Raw genomic sequence first — 19,890 nt, 5'->3', positions numbered from 1 at the left:
GGAGGACCGGATGGGGACGCTGACGACACGCGTGCGCGTGAAGCGGCGGGCGACGGTACTGGGCGGGGTGGTGGCGCTGGCGCTGCCACTGGTGGTCGCGGGAGGCGGGACGGCGCAGGCCGCCGCCTCCTGCAACCTCACGACGGGGCCGTACCAACGGCAGGTGGAGCAGTTCCTGGGACGGCCCGTCGACGGGAAGCAGTCCGCGGCGGACTGCACCGCGATCAGGTCGTTCCAGGCGGCCCACGGGATCGCCCCGGCCCAGGGCTACGCCGGACCGCTGACCTGGCAGACGATGAGCACGATGCTGGCCCAGCGGGCGGCGGGCAGCACCCCGAACAGGGCGGGCGCCTGCCCGGTGAACCGGGGGCGGATCGCCTGCGTCGACCTGACGCGGCAGCTGAGCTGGATCCAGGACGGCGCGGCGCTGAAGTACGGGCCCGTCCCGGTCCGTACCGGCAAGGACGGCACGGAGACCCGGACCGGCCTGAAGAAGATCTACTACCGCAGCATCGACCACTGGTCGACGCTCTACAACGTCTCCATGCCGTACGCGCAGTTCTTCGACGGCGGCATCGCCTTCCACTCGACCACCAAGAGCATGTGGAACCCGCCCGGTTCGGGTGGCTGCGTGAACATGCGGCTCGCCGACGCCAAGGCGTACTGGAACCTGCTGGGGAAGGGCGAGGACGTCTACGCGTACGGCCGCAAGCCCGGCACCTGAGCCCTCACCGCGCCGGGGCGGGCTCCGCCGCGGCGCGCTCGGCCGCCGCCCGCAGCTCCTCCAACCGCCGCAGCCCGGCCCTGCGTTGTACGAGGGACAGGCCCGCCACGGCCGCCCCGAGGACCAGCCATCCCGCGGGGCCCGCCGTCATGACCGCGCCGGTGAGCAGCAGCGGTCCGGCGGACTTCTGGACGGACTGGGCCATGCCGGCCACGCCGAGGTACGAGGCCCGCGCCTGCGGGGGCGCGAGGGAGACCGCCAGTTCCCAGGAGCTCACCGAGCGCATCAGCTCCGCCGCGGTGGCCAGCACCGCCGCGGCGAGCAGGGCCGCCGAGGCGGTCCACGCCCCTCCGCCGCCGGCCGCGGCCAGCAGGACGCAGCAGGCGAGCGTCGTCACCCCGTACAGGGCGACCGCGCGCGTCGCGGCGCGGGCGCCCTGGAACCGCGCCGACACGCGCAGTTGCAGGACGACGACGAGCACGGTGTTGACGACCAGGAAGGCGGGGATCAGGGCGTGCGGCGCCGTGGTGTGGCCCACCAGCCACAGGGGCAGGCCGACGCCGAGGATCGAGTCGTCCAGGTTCATCGGGATGTCGAGCAGCACGAACCGGAGGTAGCCGCGGTCCCGCCAGGCGCTCGGCGCGGGCCCGGGCGCGGTCGCTGCGGGGGCCGTGCCCGGCGCGGCGCCGCCGGGGGGTGCGGCCACGAGTCCGCGGCCGCGCGGCTCGCGGGTGCGCCACACGAGGAGCGCGGCCACGAGGAACGACAGCGCGTTGGCCAGGATCAGCACGTGGTAGGCGCCCCGGGTGCCGACGGCGAGGCCGATGGCGGCGAGGCCGGCGCCGAGGGCGTAGCCGGCGTTGGCCGAACTGCGCGACAGCGCCTGGTAGGTGGCGCGCCGCTCGCCCGCGACCCGGGTGGCGAAGAGCATCTCCAGCGTCTTGGCCGCGCGGTCTCCCAGGTGGGTGACGGCGAAGACGGGCAGCAGCACCGCGAAGTCGGTGACGGCCAGCAGCGCGCAGAGGGTCCCGAGGCGGACCAGGTGGCAGCCGATCAGCAGGGCGCGGAGCGGGAAGCGGTCGGCGAGGTGGCCGGCCAGCGGCGATCCGGCGATGCCCGCCACTCCGGCCGCGCCCAGCAGGAGGCCGAGCCGCCCGGCGTCGAGGCCGACGACGAAGGTGAAGTACAGGACGGAGGACGCGGCCCACACGCCCGTGCCCGCGCGGTCCAGCAACTGGGCGAGCAGCATGATCCGCGCGTCCCGGCCGCCCGGCGGCCGGCGCAACTGCGCCAGCAGCCCGGCCTCCCCCTGCCGTGCCTTCCGCATCTCCCCGCCGCGCCGCATCCCGGGCCCCCGCATCCACCGTCCATGTATCTCGATGTCGAGATACATGCGGAAGCCTGCCCCACTTCAATCTTGACGTCAAGATACTTGACGTCAACAGACCTGCGTCGTCCGAGCGCTTCCGGCTGCCGTTGTCAGAGGCCTCCGATAGTTTCGGGAGTAGCCGAACCAGCAGGGGGATGAACGGACATGAGCGACCTCGCCATCAGCACGGACCTCGACGCGGCGATGGACCGGTACCGGGTCGAGCTCACCGGCTACTGCTACCGGATGCTCGGCTCCTCCTTCGACGCCGAGGACGCCGTGCAGGACACGTACGTCCGCGCCTGGCGGTCCTACGCGAAGTTCGAGGGCCGCTCCTCGCTGCGGTCATGGCTGTACCGGATCGCCACCAACGTCTGCCTGGACCTGCTGAACGCGGGAAACAAGCGGGCCCGCCCCATGGACCTGACCGCCCCGCAGCACCAGACCTCCGCCGTGCTCAACGAGCGGCCCGAGGTGACCTGGCTGGAGCCGGTCCCGGACGGCCGGGTGCTGCCGCAGACCGCCGACCCGGCCGAGATGGCCCTCGCCAAGGAGTCCGTACGACTGGCCTTCGTCGCGGCGCTGCAGCACCTGCCGGCGAAGCAGCGGGCGGTGCTGATCCTGCGCGAGGTGCTGGCCTGGAAGGCCGACGAGGTCGCGCAGCTGCTGGAGACCACGGTGGCCTCGGTGAACAGCGCCCTGCAGCGGGCCCGGGCCACCCTGGCCGCGCAGGGCATCCGCGACAGCGATCCGGCGGACCCGCTCGACCCGGACCAGGCGAAGCTGCTGGAGCGGTACCTGTCCGCCTTCGAGGCGTACGACATCACGCGGCTCACCACGCTGCTGCACGAGGACGCGGTGCTGTCGATGCCGCCGTTCGACCTGTGGCTGCGCGGCCACGAGGACATCGCGGCCTGGCACCTGAACCAGGGCATCGGCTGCAAGGGCTCGCGGCTGGTCCCGACGACGGCGAACGGCCTGCCCGCCTTCGGGCAGTACCGGCCGGCGGCCGACGGGAAGGGCCACACCCCGTGGGCGCTCCAGGTCCTGGAGATCTCAGACGGCAGGATCGTCGGGCTCACCGCCTTCCTGGACACCGCCCGCTGGTTCCCGCTGTTCGGCCTCCCCGAGCAGCTCGACGAGTCCTACGAGGTCCAGCAGGGCGCGTAGGGGCGGGCCGGCGCCGGTCACGGTGAAACCCCCGCGCCCGCGGGCGGTCAGCCGCAGCCGGGCCAGCGCCTCGACGACGGCCAGGTCCGGCGCGGTGACGGCCCCGACATCGCACTCCACGGCCGTCGCCCCGCCCTCGTACATCCGGACCAGGCACGCGCACAGCCGCGCGGCATCCCCCCGGGTCGGTCCGGGCCCGGGCAGCACGAGTCGTTTGATCTCCACAAGGGGATGACTGCCCGGCCCACCGGAACTCATCGGCGCCGGGCGTTCCCCTCAGGGGGTGGGAACACCAGCGGCGGGCCCACCGCAGAGGATCCCGGCATGACGAACGGGACCGGTGGGCGTCCACCGGTCCCGTTCGGCCGCACGAGTGAGTACAGGTCAGGCGATGCGGTCCAGGATGATCGGCGTGGCGGTGAAGGCCGTGCCGACGTCGTAGGCGCCCTCCAGCGCGGACAGGGCGTACGCGAACTTCTCCGGGGTGTCCGTGTGCAGGGTCATCAGCGGCTGGCCGGCCGTGACGGTGTCACCCGGCTTCGCGTGCAGCTCGACGCCCGCGCCGGCCTGCACCGGGTCCTCCTTGCGGGCGCGGCCGGCGCCGAGGCGCCAGGCGGCGACGCCGACCCCGTACGCGTCCAGGCGGGTCAGGACGCCCGAGGCCGGGGCCGTGACCACGTGCTGCTCGCGGGCCACCGGCAGGGTCGCGTCCGGGTCGCCGCCCTGGGCCGCGATCATCCGGCGCCAGTGGTCCATCGCGGAGCCGTCGGCGAGGGCCTTCGCCGGGTCGGCGTCCTTGATGCCCGCCGCGTCCAGCATCTCCTTGGCGAGGGCGATGGTCAGCTCGACCACGTCGGCGGGGCCGCCGCCGGCCAGGACCTCGACCGACTCGCGGACTTCGAGGGCGTTGCCGGCGGTCAGGCCGAGCGGGGTGGACATGTCGGTGAGCAGGGCGACGGTCTTGACGCCGCTGTCCTTGCCGAGGCCGACCATCGTGTGGGCCAGCTCCTGCGCGTCCGCGAGGTTCTTCATGAAGGCGCCGGTGCCGACCTTCACGTCCAGGACGAGCGAGCCGGTGCCCTCGGCGATCTTCTTGGACATGATCGAGGAGGCGATCAGCGGGATGGCCTCGACGGTGCCGGTGACGTCGCGCAGCGCGTAGAGCTTCTTGTCCGCCGGGGCCAGGCCGTCGCCGGCCGCGCAGATGACGGCGCCCGTGGTGTCGAGGACGTGCAGCATCTCCTCGTTGGACAGCAGCGCGCGCCAGCCGGGGATGGACTCCAGCTTGTCGAGGGTGCCGCCGGTGTGGCCGAGACCGCGGCCGGAGAGCTGCGGGACGGCCGCGCCGCAGGCGGCGACGAGCGGGGCCAGGGGCAGGGTGATCTTGTCGCCCACACCGCCGGTGGAGTGCTTGTCGGCGGTGGGGCGGGAGAGGGAGTCGAAGTTCATCCGCTCGCCGGAGGCGATCATCGCCGCGGTCCAGCGGGCGATCTCGGCGCGGTTCATGCCGTTCAGCAGGATGGCCATCGCCAGCGCCGACATCTGCTCGTCGGCGACGACACCGCGCGTGTACGCGTCGATGACCCAGTCGATCTGCTCGGGGCTCAGCTCACCGCGGTCCCGCTTGGTCCGGATGACGGAGATGACGTCCATGTGGTGCTTCCTTCTACGCGCATAGAGAGAGGGGTTTGCGGAAGTACGACGGCCCTCCGCCCCGGCAGGGGGCGAAGGGCCGTCGGCACGGCTATCTCAGGTGGTCGGGCCCGAAGGCCTGGGGCAGCATCTCCGCCAGCGGGAGGATCCCCTTCGGGGTCTCCACCAGCAGGTCCGGTCCGCCGAATTCGAAGAGCAGCTGGCGGCAGCGGCCGCACGGCACGAGGATCTCGCCCCGGCCGTCGACGCACGTGAAGTGCGTGAGCCGGCCACCGCCCGTGGCCTGGAGGGAGGACACCAGCCCGCACTCGGCGCACAGGCTGAGTCCGTAGCTCGCGTTCTCCACGTTGCAGCCGACGATGGTGCGGCCGTCGTCGACGAGGGCGGCGACCCCGACCGGGAAGCCCGAGTACGGGGCGTACGCCCGGGACATCGCGTCCCGGGCGGCCGTCCGCAGGGCTTCCCAGTCCACGGCGTGGGCCGGGGTCACTTGCCCTGGCCCTTGCGGTACGGCATGCCGTCCGCCTTCGGCATCCGCAGGCGCTGCGCGGACAGCGCGAGCACCAGCAGGGTGGTCACGTACGGGGCCGCGTCCACGAACTGGCTCGGCACCGAGTCGGTCATCGCGTACCAGACGAACAGCAGCGCGGCGAAGGCCGCCGAGATGCCGGCCTGCAGGTACTTCTTCTTGTAGAGCTGCCAGGCGCAGACGAGCACGAGCACGATGGCGATCAGCAGCAGCATCGCGTGGACGTTGGTGGCGCCACCGCGCAGCTTGAGGCTGTCGATGAAGCCGAACAGGCCCGCGCCCAGTGCCATGCCGCCCGGCATCCAGTTACCGAAGATCATCGCGGCGAGACCGATGTAACCGCGGCCGCCCGTCTGGCCCTCCTGGTAGATCGGGCTGGCGACGATCGACAGGAACGCGCCGCCGAGGCCGGCCAGGCCGCCCGAGACGATCACGGCGATGTACTTGTACTTGTAGACGTTGACGCCCAGCGACTCGGCGGCGATCGGGTTCTCACCGCAGGAGCGCAGCCGCAGGCCGAAGGTGGTCCGCCACAGCACCCACCAGGTGGCCGGGATCAGCAGCAGCGCGACGATGGTCAGCAGCGACAGCTCGGTGACCAGGCCGCCGATGACGCCGGCGAGGTCCGAGACGAAGAACCAGTGCTTGGCCTGGAGGTCCGACATCCAGTCGGACAACCCCGGCACGGTGATCTTGTAGATCGGTTCGACCTGCGGCGACTGCTTGGAGGAGCCGCCCGGCGCGTCCGCGAAGGTGAAGTTCGACAGGTACTGGGTGAAGCCCAGCGCCAGGATGTTGACGGCCACACCGGAGACGATGTGGTTGACGTTGAAGGTGATCGTGATGATCGCGTGCAGCAGGCCGCCGATGGCGCCGCCGATGATGCCGGCCATGACGCCGGTCCACGGACCCCACTGGTAGCCGGCCCAGGCACCGAACCAGGTGCCGAGGATCATCATGCCCTCGAGGCCGATGTTGACGACGCCCGCGCGCTCGGCCCACAGGCCGCCGAGGCCGGCGAGGCCGATCGGCACGGCGAGCGAGAGCGCGCCGGAGACCTGGCCGACGGAGGTCAGGTCGTTCGCGCCGCTGATCAGGCGGACCAGCGAGACCAGCGCGAGGCCGCCCGCGATGATCAGCATGATCCAGGGCAGGGTGAGCTTCTTGCGGCCGCCGGACTTCTTCGGGGCGGCAGCCGTCGCGGAGACAGTGCTGGTGCTCACGCCGCGACCTCCTTGTCGGTCTTGATGGCGTGCCCGGCGGCGAGCTCCTCGCCGACCTTCTGCTGCTGGCGCCGGACGCCGTAGCGGCCGATGAGTTCGTACGAGACGACGACCGCGATCACGATCAGGCCCTTCATGATCGTGCCGATCTCCTTCGCGTACCCGGCCTGGTCGAGCGAGGCCGAGGCCTTGTCGATGAAGGCCATCAGGAAGGCGGCGAAGAGCATGCCGACCGGGCTGTTGCGACCGAGCAGCGCGATGGTGATGCCGGTGAAGCCGACACCGACCGGGAAGGCCAGGTTGTAGGTGTGCGTCTCGCCCAGCAGCTGAGGCATGCCGGCGAGACCCGCGACCGCACCGGAGATGAGCATCGAGGTGATGATCATCTTCTTGGCGTCGACGCCGGAGGCCTGGGCGGCGGACTCGCTCGCACCGGTGGCGCGCAGGTCGAAGCCGAAGCGGGTCCGGTTGAGCGCGAACCAGTAGACGATGCCGAGGGCGAAGGCCACGAAGGTGAAGCCGTAGAGCTCCAGCCCGTCGCCGAGGGACACCGCCGGGAACCAGCCCGACTCGGCGATGTCGCCGGTCGTCAGGTCGTTGGAGCCCTCGATCTGGACACCGAGGTTCTTCGTCAGCATCAGCCAGGCGATGAGGCTGGTCGCGATGGCGTTCAGCATGATCGTGGAGACGACCTCGCTCACCCCGCGCTTGGCCTTGAGGACACCGGCGATACCGGACCAGAAGGCACCGACGAGCATCGCCACGAGGACGATCAGCAGCAGGTGCAGCGGGCCCGGGAGGGCCACGGCCGCACCGACCACGGCGGAGAGCATCGCCGCGAGGCGGTACTGGCCGTCGACGCCGATGTTGAAGAGGTTCATCCGGAAGCCGATGGCCACGGCCAGGGCCGCCAGGTAGTACGTACCGGCCTGGTTCACGATGAGGACCTGGACGTCCTCGTAGCCGGCGTTCTCCACCATGAGGCGCAGCGGCTCGATCGGGTCGATGCCCGTCGCCGCCAGCACGATCATGGTCAGCAGGAAGGCGCTGACCAGGGCCAGCACGGGCCCGGCGATGCCGAGGAGCAGCCGGTCCTTGTCGAATTTCTTCATCGGGCCTCGTCCTCCGTCGTGTCACCGTCGGCAGCGGCGGAGTGGTTGTCGGTGGCTTCCAGATGCCCGGAGGCGGCGCCCGTCATGGCGGTGCCGAGCTCCTCCGGGGTGACGGTCGCGGGGTCGGCGTCCGCGACCAGGCGGCCGCGGTAGATCACCCGGAGGGTGTCGGACAGGCCGATGAGCTCGTCCAGGTCGGCGGAGATGAGCAGGACGGCCAGGCCCTCGCGGCGGGCGTCGCGGATCGCGTCCCAGATCTGCGCCTGCGCACCGACGTCCACGCCGCGGGTGGGGTGGGCGGCGATGAGGAACTTCGGGTTGTGGCTCATCTCGCGGCCGACGATCAGCTTCTGCTGGTTGCCGCCGGAGAGCGAGGCAGCGGTGACCTCGATGCCGGGCGTGCGGACGTCGTACTCGCGCACGATCCGCTCGGTGTCCTTGCGGGCGGCCTTCGGGTCGAGGATGCCGCGCTTGGAGTTGGGCGCCTCGGTGACGTGGCCGAGGATGCGGTTCTCCCACAGCGGGGACTCCAGCAGCAGGCCGTGCCGGTGGCGGTCCTCGGGGATGTAGCCGATGCCGCCCTCGCGGCGCTTGCGCACCGGGGCCTTGGTGATGTCCGTGCCGTCGAGCGTGATCACGCCCGTGTCGGCGGAGGCCATGCCCATGAGGGCTTCGATCAGCTCGGTCTGGCCGTTGCCCTCAACACCGGCGATGCCGAGGATCTCGCCCTTGTGGATGGTGAAGCTGACGTCGTCCAGCAGGAGGCGGCCGACCTCGGTCCGCTCGTGGAAGTCCTCCGCGATCGGGCGCTCCAGGACCTCCGGCTCGGCGACGACGGCGTCGGCCGCGGCGATGGTCAGGCCCGCCACCTGGAGCATCGGGACGTCGGTCACGGTCGACTCGCGGGTCTCCGGCGAGGGCAGCTCCGCACCGACCATCAGCTCGGCGAGCTGCTTGGTGGTGGCGGTCTTCGGGTCGGCGGTGCCGACCGTGGTGCCGCGCCGGATGACGGTGATGTCGTCGGCGACCTTCAGCACCTCGCCCAGCTTGTGCGAGATGAAGATGACGGTCAGGCCTTCGGCCTTGAGCTCGCGCAGGTTGTCGAAGAGGGCGTCCACCTCCTGCGGCACGAGCACTGCGGTCGGCTCGTCGAGGATGAGGATCTGTGCGCCGCGGTAGAGGACCTTGAGGATCTCCACGCGCTGGCGGTCGGCGACACCGAGGTCCTCGACCAGGGCGTCGGGGCGCACGCCGAGGCCGTACGCGTCCGAGATCTCCTTGATCTTCTTGCGGGCCTTGGCGCCGATGCCGTAGAGCTTCTCGCCGCCGAGAACCACGTTCTCCAGGACGGTGAGGTTGTCGGCGAGCATGAAGTGCTGGTGCACCATGCCGATGCCGCGGGCGATGGCGTCGCCGGGGGTGTTGAAGGAGACCTGCTCCCCGTCGATGGCGATGGTGCCCTCGTCCGGCTTCTGCATGCCGTAGAGGATCTTCATCAGGGTCGACTTGCCGGCGCCGTTCTCGCCGATCAAGGCATGGACCGTGCCCTTGCGGACGGTGATCGCGATGTCCTTGTTGGCGACGACGCCGGGGAAGCGCTTGGTGATGCCGTGCAGTTCTACGGCGGGGGGCGGGCTGGACGCGTTGATGACGCACTCTCCTTGGCGCGGAAGGAGCGGAAGGCAGGGGGGACAGGGCGGGGAGTGAAAGTATCGCGTCCACGATGCTTCTACGCGCGTAGCACTGTCGGAAGTGAAAACTGGCGGCCATGGGGCCACTTGGTCACAGACTAGTGATCACAGAACGTGGCTCGGGGCCCGGGAGCGATAGAGACCGCTTCCCGGACCCCGGAGACCAGGACTACTCGTCAGAGACGGCCTTACGGCTGGGTCTTGACCTCGATCTTCTTGGCGATGATGTCGGCCTTGGCCTTCTCCACCGCGGTGATGACGTCGGTCATCGCCTTGTACTTCGGGTTGGAGTCGGCCAGGCCGACGCCGTCCTTGTCCAGGCCGTAGCGGATCTCACCGGTGGTCGGCTTGCCGTCCTGGACCGACTTGATCACGTTGAAGACGGAGTCCTCGACGTCCTTGGTGACCGAGGTCAGGATGGAGTCCTTGTACTTCGCCAGACCGGCCTGGTTGTACTGGTCGGAGTCGACGCCGATGGCCCACTTGCCCTTGGCCGAAGCGGCCTCGATGGCACCGGAACCCGCGAGACCGGCGGCGGCGTAGACGACGTCCGCGCCCGCGTCGATCTGACCCTGCGCGGCGGCCTTGCCGAGGTCGGGCTTGGCGAAACCGTCGAAGTTCGGCGGCTGGGTCAGGTACTGGGAGAGCACCTTGGCGTTCGGGTTGGTGTCCTTGACGCCCTGGGTGAAGCCCGCCTCGAACTTCTTGATCAGCGGAACCTCGACACCGCCGATGAAGCCGACCGTGCCGGTCTTGGACACCTTGGCGGCGGCGACGCCGGCCAGGTAGGAGCCCTGCTCCTCGTTGAAGACGAGGTTGGCGATGTTCGCGCCGGTCACCGAGGTGTCGTCGATGATCGCGAACGTGGTGTCCGGGAACTTCGGCGCGACCTTCTTGATGGCCGGGGCGTAGGCGAAACCGACGCCGATGACCGGGTTGTTGCCCTTGCGGGCAAGCTCGGTGAGGCGCTGGACCTTGTCGGCCTCGCCCTCGCCGTCGGTGGGCTCCGCCTCGGCGCCCTTGATCTTCAGATCGGTTTCGGCCTTCTTCAGGCCGGCGTAGGCGGCGTCGTTGAACGACTGGTCGCCGCGGCCGCCGATGTCGTACGCGATGGCAGCGGACTTCTGACCCGACTCCGAGGGGGAGGAGGAGGTGTCAGAGGACTTCTTACCGCCACAGGCGGTGGCCGAGAGGGCCAGCGCCGCGGACGCGATGCCCACGGTGGCGATCCTGGTGATCCGGCGCAAGGGGAGGCTCCTTCAAAACCTGACCGAAGCGCCACGACCGGCGCTGGTTTCGCGGCGATCGTAACGCGCGTAGATGTCAGTTAAAGGCCCGTTCATGAGTCGTTATCGGATCGTCGTGAACCGGACAGTGACCGATTGGTGACTCCTTACGCGCCCAGCCCTTGTGTACCAAGGGCTGGACACGCCCGACGGGAGAATCGTTGATGTTGTAAGGAACTTCGCCCCGGCCGCTACCGGGCGGAGACGGCGCGACGCCCGTCGAGCAGGGCGGCGGCCGTGAAGAACTCCACGCCGACCGCGATCGCGTCCTCGTCCACGTCGAAGTCACCGCGGTGCAGGTCACGCTTGGCGGTGTCCCCCGGAGCGCGGACCCCCAGGCGGGCCATGGCGCCCGGGACGTGCTCCAGGTACCAGGAGAAGTCCTCCCCGCCCAGGCTCTGCTCGGTGTCCTCGACCGACTCGGTACCGCAGCGGGCCGTCATCGCCTCGCGCAGCAATTCGGTGATCACCGGATCGTTGACCACCGGCGGCACCCCGCGCACGTGGTTGATCTCGAACTTGGCCCCGTGCATGGTCGCGATCTCGTCGATCGCCGCGTAGAGCATGTCCGGCGCCTCGTGCCAGGCGTTCAGGTCCAGGCACCGAACGGTTCCGGACAGCTCGGCGTGCATCGGGATGACGTTGCAGGCGTGCCCCGCCTCGATCCGGCCCCAGGTGACCGACATCCCCGAGCGGGCGTCCATCCGGCGGGCCAGCAGGGCCGGGGTGTCGACGGCCACCCGGGCGGCGGCCGTCACCAGGTCGGTGGTCAGGTGCGGCCGCGCGGTGTGCCCGCCGGAGCCGGAGAGGGTGACCTCCAGCCGGTCGCAGGCCGAGGTGATGGGGCCGGCCCGCAGCCCGATCCGCCCCGCGTCGACCCGGGGGTCGCAGTGCACGGCGACGATCCGGCCCACGCCGTCCAGCACCCCGGAGTCGATGGCGTCGGTGGCCCCGCCCGGCAGCACCTCCTCGGCGGGCTGGAAGAGCAGCCGTACGGGACGGGGCAGCAGCCCCTGCCTGTCGAGCTCGGCGAGCACCAGGCCGGCGCCGAGGACGACGGCGGTGTGCACGTCGTGGCCGCAGGCGTGGGCGCGGTCCGGGAAGGTCGAGCGGTACGAGACGTGCGTCTTGGCATCCGGGATGGGTAGGGCGTCGATGTCCGCGCGCAGGGCCAGCATCGGCCGGCCTCCGTCCCAGGTGCCGACGTCACAGATCAGGCCCGTGCCGGACTTCAGCACCCGTGGTCGCAGGCCGGCTTTCTCCAGCCGGGCCTTGATCGCCGCGGTGGTGCGGAATTCCTGGTGTCCGAGCTCCGGGTGCATGTGCAAGTCCCGGCGGAAGGCGATCAGTTCGGTACGCAGGTGGTCCGGAAGTGTGCCGGGCAGCTCGGGCCGGTCGGACGCGGCGGGCTGGGCGGTCTGGGACTCGCGGGACATCAACTGGTTCACCCGTTGAAGGGTAGGCGCACGGACGGGTCAACTGGCCGGGGATCCACAAAAGTTCATGCCGTTAGGGGAAAGAAACACGGCCTCTGGCGCATGACCGGGTGCCCCTGGGGGTAAACTCGCGCGCTCATCCGGCCGTAGGAGCCGCCTGGGCGGGGAGTCTGCGCACATCACGGGCGGTGTCGGTGACCCCCGCGAGGAAGCTGCGGGCGCGCGCGGACGCGGAGCCCGTCAGCCAGGCCGGGTCCACATCGCATACGGCGACGGTCACACCGGTACCGGTCAGGGCGTACGGCAGCGTGTGGACGACGGTGGACGGAAAGCTGACGATCGTCCGGCCGACGGGACCGCGCCGCGCGATCAGCTCCAGCGGCAGGTCCGGGCGCACGATCTCCAGCCCGGTCGCCTGGCTCAGCGCGCGCAGCTTCTCCGGGGACTCGCGGCGGTGCGCGAAGTAGCGGGTGGCGCCGTGCTCCAGGGTGAGGGCGCGCACCGCCTCCAGGTAGCGGGCCGGGTCCACCACACCGGTCTCCACCAGCGAGGTGCCGACCAGGTCGGTGCCCTTGGTCAGGCGGGGCGGGCCGAAGCGGGCCCGGGTCCAGGCGAAGTCGTTGACCCGCAGGGTCATGGAGCCGTGGGCGGTGACGGGCATGGAGCTGAACACCTCGACGCGGTGGCCGCGGCCCCGGGCGGGGGTGAAGCGGCGGCGCGCGGTCGCCGAGACGGGTGCGTACGCCAGCTCGCGGACCCGGCCGGGCAGTCCCCCGCCGCCGACCCGGTGCCAGCGTACGAGGCGTTCGCCGCGGGCGGTCTGGGCGACGAACTCCATGGTGGCGGTGCCGTCGTCGACCACCACGAGCTCTTCTGCGCGCACGAGGGTGAGCAGCAGCTGCACGTAGCGCGAGAAGGGGTCGCCGATGACGACCGTGCGCGCCGCGCGGACGTCGCTCGCCAGCGCGGCGAGCGCCTTCAGCGGCGCGAACCGGCTGCCGCGCGCCTCCTGCCAGCACACCTCGTACCCCTCGTCCCGCGCCAGCGCGGCCATCCGGCGCAGCTGGCCCCGGGACATGGGGTCGGTGGGCGGCAGGACGACGATCCTCAGGGACGAGCCCGCGCCCGCCGGAGCGGGTGCTGCGGCCGGCCCGGCCCCGCCGTCCCCCTGCGCCCGGTCCCGCTCCGGGCCGGGTTCCGCCCCGCCGGAGCGGGGCCCGCGCTGGCGCGGGACCCCGTCCAGCTGCGGCTGCTGCGGGCCGGGGCCCGCCGGGGCGCTGCGCGCGTACGCCCACTCCAGCACGTTGAGGAGTTGGACCGGGCTCTCGACGAACGCCAGGGTGGAGGCGGAGGGGGTCACCACGTGCTCCTTGTCGGGGGGCGGAACTCGTACGCGCCGGACCGCAGGTCAGACGGCTGCCAGCTCGCCCCGGACGCGGCGGAGCTTCTTCATGGGGCCGAGCTCGGACTCGTAGACCCGCTTGACCCCGTCGCCGAGGGCGGTCTCGATGGTGCGGATGTCGCGGACCAGGCGGGTCAGGCCGCCGGGCTCGACGGAGGCGGCCTGGTCGGAGCCCCACATCGCACGGTCGAGGGTGATGTGCCGCTCGACGAAGGTGGCGCCGAGGGCGACGGCGGCGAGGGTGGTCTGCAGGCCCGTCTCGTGGCCGGAGTAGCCGATCGGGACGTTGGGGTACTCGTCCCGCAGGGTGTTGATCACTCGCAGGTTGAGCTCCTCTGCCTTGGCCGGGTAGGTGGAAGTGGCGTGACAGAGAAGGATGTTGGCGCTGCCGAGCACCTCCACCGCGTGGCGGATCTGTTGCGGGGTGGACATCCCGGTGGACAACACGACGGTGCGGCCACCGTCGCGCAGGGCGCGCAGCAGCTCGTCGTCGGTGAGGGAGGCGGAGGCCACCTTGTGGGCGGGGACGTCGAACTTCTCCAGGAAGGCGACGGCCTCGGTGTCCCACGGGGAGGCGAACCAGTCGATGCCGCGCTTGGCGCAGTGGTCGTCGATGGCGCGGTACTCGTCCTCGCCGAACTCGACCTTGTGGCGGTAGTCGATGTAGGTCATCCGGCCCCAGGGGGTGTCGCGTTCGATGTCCCACTGGTCGCGCGGGGTGCAGATCTCCGGGGTGCGCTTCTGGAACTTCACGGCGTCGCAGCCGGCTTCGGCGGCGGCGTCGATGAGGGCGAAGGCGTTGCCGAGGTCGCCGTTGTGGTTGATGCCGATCTCGCCGACGACGTAGACGGGGCGGCCGGGGCCCGCGCTGCGCGCTCCGAAGGTACGGAGGCGGGGGTCCGGGGTGGAGGTCATGGCAGGGGGCGTCCTTCGGTGCGGGGGTGTGCGGGGTGTGGGCTGCGGGTCGAGGTGTGGCTCGGGGTGCGGATGTGGTGCGGGGTGCGGGTCGAGCAGGGGTGCGAGCAGGCGGGCGCGTTCGAGGTCGTGCGGGTCGTCGATCTCCAGGACCCGGGAGGGGTCGGTGGCGACGGGCAGGGTGCGGCCGAAGAAGCGGTGGCGGGCGGCGCGGAAGCCGTCGGCGTCCATCGCGTAGGCGGCGCCGGTCTCCAGCAGGTCCTGCGGCCGGTCCTGGCGCCGGGGGCGGTACGCCTGGTCGTGGTTGACCCCGGCGCCGGAGCCGTCGGCCCCGGACCGCCAGAGGAAACCGTGGAAGGGGGCCACGGTCAGGGCCGAGTCGGCCGCGCCGGAGGCGACGGCCACGGCGACCGATTCGACGTCGGAGGTGGTCAGGAACGGGCTCGTGCACTGGACGAGGAGGACCACGTCCACGCTGACGGAGTGCAGTTCCTCGAAGGCGGCGAGCGCGTGCAGGAGGGCGGCCTCGCTGCTCGCGGTGTCGCCGGAGATCGCGGTCGGGCGGGCGATCACGTCGGCCCCGGCGGCGCGGGCGGCCGCGGCGATCGCGTCGGAGTCCGTGGAGACGACCACGTCGGTGACGGTCGGCGCGGAGCGGCAGGCCCGGACGGCGCGGGCGACGAGCGGGATGCCGGCGACCTCGGCGAGGTTCTTGCCCGGGACCCCCTTGGAGCCGCCGCGGGCCGGGATCACGGCGAGGACGCGGGGGCTCACAGCTCCCCCAGCCTGCGGATCACCGGGGCGACGCGCTGCACGCCGTGCCGGTACGCGCCGCGGGCGGCCTCGCGCAGGTGGGCGCGGAGCCGGCGGCGCAGCCGGGACTCCCCCGCCGTCGGGCGCACCGCGCCGGGCAGCGGGGTGCCGTCGGGGGCGAGGTGGTGCCGGGCGAGGATCCCGGGCAGGTACCGGGGGGCGGTGGTGAGCGTGTAGTACGGCGCGGGGGCGGGCAGCCGGGTCGCGGCCACCAGCCCGGCGACCTTCGCCCGGGCGACGGCGTAGGCGTCGTACGCCGCGCCTGCGGCGGGCTCGGCGGACGAACGCGCGGCCCCGGCCGGTTCGGCCGCACCCGGCGTGGCCTTGGCCGGCGTGGCCGTGGCCGAGGCGGCCAAGGCCGGCGTGGCCTTGGCCGGGCCCGGGAGTACGCCCTGGGCCGCCAGCCAGACCGGATCGCCCTCGGGGAGGAGCCCGGAGTCGAGCTGGTCCCAGGAGGCCAGGCAACCGGAGCCCAGGAAGTGGTGGTTGCCGAGGGCCTCGCGGATGCCGAGGTCGGTGAGGATCGCCGTCGGGATGGACCGGTGCAGGGATTCCAGGGCGGCGGTGGAGGAGACGGTGACCAGCAGGTCGGTGCCGTCCAGCACCTCGCCCATGTTCCCGTAGACCAGGCGGCAGTTGGCGGGCAGTCCGCCCGGGACCTTCTCCGCGAGCCGCTGGTACGGCTGCTCCTCCAGGTGCGTGGTGTGCTCCCCGGGCTTGCTGCGCAGTTTGATCAGCACTTCCCGGTCGGGGTGCAGCCGTGCGTGCCCGGCGGCCCGTTCCAGCAGGTAGGCGCGGTCGGCGCGGCTGTCGGGCACGGAGGGCTGGACGGCGAAGACCACCGTGTGGGCCCTGCTCCCGGCCGGCTCGTACGGCGCCCCGCCCAGGAAGGGCAGCGCGGTCTCGGTGACGGCTCCGGCGTCCGCGCCGACCCCCTCGTACACGGCGCGGAAGCGCTCCGCGTCGTGGCGGGAGTTGGCGAGGACGAGGTCGGCCCCGTGCCGCAGCAGCAGCCCGTCGGCGAGCTTCTCGTATACGACGCCCACGTATCCGGTGACGAAGACGGGCCGCTTCGCCGGGTTCGGCCACAGGGCGCGGGCCCCGTGCAGGACGGCCTGGACGGCTCCGCCGACGAGGGCGAGGACGACCACGTCGTAGCGCTCCCGCCCGATCTCGGCGAGGAACTCCGCGCAGGTCACCTCGGACAGCCGGTCGGCCCGCACCCCCACCTCGCCGAGCTGGCGCGCGGTGGGTGTGGCGCGGCCGCGCAGCAGGTATCCGGTGAGCTGGTGGTCGGGGACGAGACGGCGGGCGGTGAGTGCGCCCCATTTCCATCGCGTATCGGAATCGGCGAGTACGGCGACGCGTTTGCGTTCTGGCACGCGGCCGAAGCTATTCCGCAATTTCGGTGATCGGCCCAACGAACGCACAACAGCGGGTTAACAACGCGTCGACGAAATGCGAAAGCGTACGGGTTAACTCGCCCGCCCCGCGCCGTTCACATGGAATCCGCATCCGGGCCACAGTGAATGCCAGGCGGCGCCCTAATGTCTCGCGGGTGCCCAAGCTCTCTGTTGTCGTGCCGTTCTACAACGTGCAGACATACGCACCGGATGCCCTCAAGAGTCTCGAACTCAACGCCCGGGAGGATTTCGAGTTCCTGCTCGTCGACGACTGTTCGACGGACGGGACGCCCGGCCTGCTGGAGCGGGCGGCGCGCGAGCTGCCCGGGGCGGTGCACCTCAGACACGAGCGGAACGGCGGTCTGGCCACCGCGCGGAACACCGGCCTGGACGCGGCCCGCGGCGAGTACCTCACCTTCCTGGACGGGGACGACTGGCTGGCCCCCGGCCACCTGGCCCGCACACTGGCCGCCATAGAGGCGCTGAACTGCGATTTCGTCCGCACCGACCATGTGCGGTGCACGGGCAGGACGCGGAGCGTGCAGCGCGTCCCCTACGGCCCGCAGTCGGTCGTCGCCGATCCGCGCACCGCGATCCTGCCCGCCGACCGGGCCACCTCGGTGGACTACCCGTACGCCTGGGCCGGCATGTACCACCGGCGGCTGTTGGAGCGCGGGGCCCTGCACTTCACCGACGGGCTGCGGACGGCCGAGGACCGGCCGTGGATCTGGCGGCTGCACCGGGAGGCGGAGTCCTTCGCCGCGGTGGGCCTGCCCGGGATCTTCTACCGGCGCGGGGTCTCCACCTCCCTGACGCAGATCGGGGACGAACGGCAGCTCGATTTCATCCGGGCATTTGATCAAGTACTGGCCGATGTCACCGCTGACCGGGAATCCGATCTGCTGCTCCCGAAAGCCGTCCGAACGTATTGCGCGATTATCGCGCACCATTTCGGATCCCTCGAAAGGTTCGAACCGGCCGTGGCCAAGAAACTCCGTTCGATGAGCGCGGCCGCGCTCGGCCGCATGCCCCAGGACGTATTGGACCAGGTCCTGGACTCGATGGACATCGAACGCTCCACCCTGCTGCGGCGCGTGCGCGGCAGCCGCCGCACCCCGTCGGGAGCGGCCGCCTGATGCCCACCCAGATCTTCCTGGCCTCCACCCTCTACGGCGCGGCCACGCTCGCGGCGGGCATCGACGCGGGCGCCTTCCCGCCGGCCGGCCGCCGGATCCTGCTGACGAGCAACCACGCCGTCACCGCCGAGGTCACCCCCGGGGTCGCGGACATGCCGGGCTTCGCCGCCCTGCGCACCCGCTTCGACGAGGTGCTCGACTGGAACCGGGTCATCGAGCCGCAGCACCCGAGCACCTGGGCCCCGCGCGCGGAGGACGTCCCGATCTGGGAGCGGCAGCTGCGCTCCCTGTGGGGCCTCGGCGAGGACCGCGTCGAACTGGTCGTGGAGTCGCTGCAGGTGCCGCCGGCCCAGACCCTGTGCCGGCTCTTCCCGGGCGCGGCGGTCGACGTCTACGCCGACGGGCTGATGAGCTACGGACCCACCCGCTTCCGGCTCGACCCGCAGCTCGGGATGCGGGTGCGGCGGGTGCTCCACCTGGACCTGGTGCCGGGGCTGAGGCCGCTGCTGCTGACGGAGTTCGGGGCGCGGGAGGAGCTGGTGCCGACGGAGACCTTCCTCAAAATCCTCGCCGAACTCGCCGAGGCCACGGAGGCCACCGGGGCCACCTGGGCCGCCGGAGCCGCCGAGGTGTCTGCGGCGGAGCCCCCGGCGCTGCTCCTGGGCCAGTACCTCTCGGCGCTCGACCTGATGACCCTGGCCGAGGAGGAGGAGCTCCACGTGTCGATGGTCCGGGGCGCGCACGCCCTGGGCCACCGCGAGCTGGTGTTCAAACCGCACCCCGGCGCCCCGGCCGCGTACTCCCGCCGGGCCGAGGAGGAGGCCGAGCGGCTCGGCGCCCGGCTGACCGTGATCGCCGCGCCGGTGCTGGCCGAGACCCTCTACCAGCGGCTGCGTCCGGCGCTGGTCGTCGGCTGCTTCTCCACCGGCCTGCTGACCGCCGCCACCCTCTACGGCCTCCCGGTGGCCCGGACCGGCACGGATGCGGTCCTGGCCCGCCTGACCCCGTACCCGAACAGCAACCGGGTCCCGCTGGCCCTGGTGGACGCCCTGCTCCCGGACCTCGCCGACGCGGAGGCCGTGCGCGGCTGGACGCCCCCGACCCCCGAGCAGGTCCGGGCGGAGCCGGCCGCGCTGCTGACCGCCGTCGGGTTCACCATGCAGCCGCAGATCCTGGCCGCGCGCCGGCCGGCGGCCGAGGCCTACCTGGCCCAGCACCTGGACGCGCGCACCTGGCGGTACTTCACCCGGCGCCGGCTGACCTCCCTGGGCCTGCCGGGCGGCATCCCGGCGCAGCTCTCGTTCCTGCCGCGCAGCCGCGCGGTGCGCCGGGCCGTACGGCGGCTCGGCTGGGTGCGCCGCGCCCTCAGCTGACGGCGAGCTTGGCCGCGAAGCCGAGGAAGAGCACGCCCGCCGCCGAGGTGGCCCCGGCCGACAGCCGCTTGCGCCGGCGGAAGGCCTCCGAGAGCCGGGTGCCGCCGAAGATCAGCAGCGTCAGGTACACGAAGCTGCCGGTCTGCAGCAGGCCGCCGAGGACCAGGAACGACAGCGCCGGGTAGGCGTAGGACGGGTCCACGAACTGCACGAAGAAGGACATCAGGAAGAGGATGGCCTTCGGGTTGAGGAGGCTGATCAGCAGCGCCCGCCGGTAGGGCCGCTCGTTCTCGCCCGGTTCGGCGGCCTGCGCCTCGTCCCGCTCCCGGCGCGTGCGCCACAGCGCCCAGGCGCCGCGCATCATCCCCACGGCCAGCCAGGCCAGGTACCCCGCGCCGAGGAACTTCACCACGGTGAACACGAGCGGGCTCGCCCGCAGCAGCGCCCCGGCGCCCACGGCGGTCAGCAGCATCAGCACGGCGTCGCCGGTGAACACGCCGGCGGCGGCCTTGTACCCGGTGCGCACCCCGCGCCGGGCGGCGACGGAGAGCACGTACAGCGAGTTCGGACCCGGCAGAAGAATGATCAGTACGAGGCCGGCGAGGTACGTCGGCAGATCGGTGACACCCAGCATGTGCAGGAGTGTCCCACGAGG

Annotated in this window: 17 protein-coding genes and 1 pseudogene; 4 read left to right on the top strand and 14 right to left on the bottom strand. The window is 71.8% G+C overall.

The genetic code is table 11. The features are described 5' to 3' along the window. The first annotated feature begins 10 nt into the window (after positions 1-10). Complete coding sequence (locus AB0D29_RS04405) at positions 11-724, top strand: L,D-transpeptidase family protein (RefSeq protein WP_362852073.1); 714 nt, start codon at positions 11-13, stop codon at positions 722-724. Positions 725-728: 4 nt separating this feature from the next. On the opposite strand, the gene AB0D29_RS04400 is transcribed toward AB0D29_RS04405, so the two are convergent. Next, positions 729-2,051, bottom strand: a complete 1,323-nt coding sequence (locus AB0D29_RS04400; protein ID WP_362852072.1) for an MFS transporter — start codon at positions 2,049-2,051, stop codon at positions 729-731. A 207-nt stretch (positions 2,052-2,258) separates the two neighbouring features. Here AB0D29_RS04400 and AB0D29_RS04395 point away from each other — a divergent pair, with 207 nt between their 5' ends. After that, positions 2,259-3,263 (top strand): sigma-70 family RNA polymerase sigma factor, encoded by a 1,005-nt coding sequence (locus tag AB0D29_RS04395; RefSeq protein WP_362852071.1) that lies wholly within the window; start codon positions 2,259-2,261, stop codon positions 3,261-3,263. On the opposite strand, the gene AB0D29_RS04390 is transcribed toward AB0D29_RS04395, so the two are convergent. The 12 genes and pseudogenes from AB0D29_RS04390 to AB0D29_RS04335 form a co-directional block, all read right to left on the bottom strand. Further along, positions 3,150-3,407, bottom strand: coding sequence for an STAS domain-containing protein (locus AB0D29_RS04390; RefSeq protein ID WP_362852158.1), 258 nt, complete (start codon positions 3,405-3,407; stop codon positions 3,150-3,152). The genes AB0D29_RS04395 and AB0D29_RS04390 overlap by 114 nt on opposite strands. 240 nt (positions 3,408-3,647) lie before the next feature. Further along, positions 3,648-4,916 carry a thymidine phosphorylase gene (locus AB0D29_RS04385; RefSeq protein WP_362852070.1) on the bottom strand — a complete coding sequence of 423 codons (1,269 nt, stop codon included), beginning with the start codon at positions 4,914-4,916 and terminating at the stop codon, positions 3,648-3,650. Positions 4,917-5,007: 91 nt separating this feature from the next. Next, entirely contained in the window at positions 5,008-5,406 is a 399-nt protein-coding gene (locus tag AB0D29_RS04380) for a cytidine deaminase (RefSeq protein ID WP_030710595.1), read from the bottom strand. After that, on the bottom strand, positions 5,403-6,668 hold the full coding sequence (locus AB0D29_RS04375) for an ABC transporter permease (protein WP_362852069.1): 1,266 nt from the start codon (positions 6,666-6,668) through the stop codon (positions 5,403-5,405). The genes AB0D29_RS04380 and AB0D29_RS04375 overlap by 4 nt, the downstream gene beginning before the upstream one ends. Beyond that, complete coding sequence (locus tag AB0D29_RS04370) at positions 6,665-7,780, bottom strand: ABC transporter permease (RefSeq protein ID WP_362852068.1); 1,116 nt, start codon at positions 7,778-7,780, stop codon at positions 6,665-6,667. The genes AB0D29_RS04375 and AB0D29_RS04370 overlap by 4 nt, the downstream gene beginning before the upstream one ends. Further along, a complete protein-coding gene (locus AB0D29_RS04365) occupies positions 7,777-9,429 on the bottom strand; it encodes an ABC transporter ATP-binding protein (RefSeq protein ID WP_362852157.1) in 1,653 nt (550 codons plus the stop codon). The genes AB0D29_RS04370 and AB0D29_RS04365 overlap by 4 nt, the downstream gene beginning before the upstream one ends. 230 nt (positions 9,430-9,659) lie before the next feature. Next, positions 9,660-10,718, bottom strand: coding sequence for a BMP family ABC transporter substrate-binding protein (locus tag AB0D29_RS04360; protein WP_362852067.1), 1,059 nt, complete (start codon positions 10,716-10,718; stop codon positions 9,660-9,662). A 230-nt stretch (positions 10,719-10,948) separates the two neighbouring features. Then, complete coding sequence (locus AB0D29_RS04355; RefSeq protein WP_351586347.1) at positions 10,949-12,193, bottom strand: amidohydrolase; 1,245 nt, start codon at positions 12,191-12,193, stop codon at positions 10,949-10,951. 136 nt (positions 12,194-12,329) lie between these two features. Continuing rightward, positions 12,330-13,553, bottom strand: a complete 1,224-nt coding sequence (locus AB0D29_RS04350; RefSeq protein ID WP_362852066.1) for a hypothetical protein — start codon at positions 13,551-13,553, stop codon at positions 12,330-12,332. A gap of 48 nt (positions 13,554-13,601) precedes the next feature. Further along, positions 13,602-14,510: an N-acetylneuraminate synthase family protein gene (locus AB0D29_RS04345; RefSeq protein ID WP_362852156.1), complete on the bottom strand. Its 909-nt coding sequence runs from the start codon at positions 14,508-14,510 to the stop codon at positions 13,602-13,604. Positions 14,511-14,912: 402 nt separating this feature from the next. Beyond that, positions 14,913-15,263: pseudogene (locus AB0D29_RS04340) on the bottom strand (NTP transferase domain-containing protein); the annotation flags it as partial. Between the two features lie 17 nt (positions 15,264-15,280). Next, complete coding sequence (locus AB0D29_RS04335) at positions 15,281-16,705, bottom strand: DUF6716 putative glycosyltransferase (RefSeq protein ID WP_362852065.1); 1,425 nt, start codon at positions 16,703-16,705, stop codon at positions 15,281-15,283. 176 nt (positions 16,706-16,881) lie between these two features. Between AB0D29_RS04335 and AB0D29_RS04330 the strand changes: the two genes are divergently transcribed. After that, positions 16,882-17,862 (top strand): glycosyltransferase family 2 protein, encoded by a 981-nt coding sequence (locus AB0D29_RS04330; RefSeq protein ID WP_362852064.1) that lies wholly within the window; start codon positions 16,882-16,884, stop codon positions 17,860-17,862. Next, positions 17,862-19,235 (top strand): polysialyltransferase family glycosyltransferase, encoded by a 1,374-nt coding sequence (locus AB0D29_RS04325; RefSeq protein ID WP_362852063.1) that lies wholly within the window; start codon positions 17,862-17,864, stop codon positions 19,233-19,235. The genes AB0D29_RS04330 and AB0D29_RS04325 overlap by 1 nt, the downstream gene beginning before the upstream one ends. On the opposite strand, the gene leuE is transcribed toward AB0D29_RS04325, so the two are convergent. Continuing rightward, positions 19,228-19,869, bottom strand: coding sequence for a leucine efflux protein LeuE (gene leuE, locus AB0D29_RS04320; RefSeq protein WP_362852062.1), 642 nt, complete (start codon positions 19,867-19,869; stop codon positions 19,228-19,230). The two genes, AB0D29_RS04325 and leuE, sit on opposite strands and share 8 nt — an antisense overlap. Positions 19,870-19,890: the final 21 nt, after the last annotated feature.

It is taken from the genome of Streptomyces sp. NPDC048424 (assembly GCF_040651555.1).
In the GTDB taxonomy this organism is placed as follows: Bacteria; Actinomycetota; Actinomycetes; order Streptomycetales; family Streptomycetaceae; genus Streptomyces.
The sequence above is the reverse complement of the archived record's forward strand: the minus strand, read 5'-3'. Positions and strand labels throughout refer to the sequence as shown.

What these genes read in the sequence shown, in the direction of transcription:
- AB0D29_RS04355 (WP_351586347.1), bottom strand. Translation starts at nt 12,193, where the DNA reads ATGTCCCGCGAGTCCCAGACCGCCCAGCCCGCCGCGTCCGACCGGCCC.
- AB0D29_RS04370 (WP_362852068.1), bottom strand. Translation starts at nt 7,780, where the DNA reads ATGAAGAAATTCGACAAGGACCGGCTGCTCCTCGGCATCGCCGGGCCC.
- AB0D29_RS04405 (WP_362852073.1), top strand. Translation starts at nt 11, where the DNA reads ATGGGGACGCTGACGACACGCGTGCGCGTGAAGCGGCGGGCGACGGTA.
- AB0D29_RS04390 (WP_362852158.1), bottom strand. Translation starts at nt 3,407, where the DNA reads ATGTACGAGGGCGGGGCGACGGCCGTGGAGTGCGATGTCGGGGCCGTC.
- AB0D29_RS04395 (WP_362852071.1), top strand. Translation starts at nt 2,259, where the DNA reads ATGAGCGACCTCGCCATCAGCACGGACCTCGACGCGGCGATGGACCGG.
- leuE (WP_362852062.1), bottom strand. Translation starts at nt 19,869, where the DNA reads ATGCTGGGTGTCACCGATCTGCCGACGTACCTCGCCGGCCTCGTACTG.
- AB0D29_RS04325 (WP_362852063.1), top strand. Translation starts at nt 17,862, where the DNA reads ATGCCCACCCAGATCTTCCTGGCCTCCACCCTCTACGGCGCGGCCACG.
- AB0D29_RS04385 (WP_362852070.1), bottom strand. Translation starts at nt 4,916, where the DNA reads ATGGACGTCATCTCCGTCATCCGGACCAAGCGGGACCGCGGTGAGCTG.
- AB0D29_RS04345 (WP_362852156.1), bottom strand. Translation starts at nt 14,510, where the DNA reads ATGACCTCCACCCCGGACCCCCGCCTCCGTACCTTCGGAGCGCGCAGC.
- AB0D29_RS04400 (WP_362852072.1), bottom strand. Translation starts at nt 2,051, where the DNA reads ATGCGGAAGGCACGGCAGGGGGAGGCCGGGCTGCTGGCGCAGTTGCGC.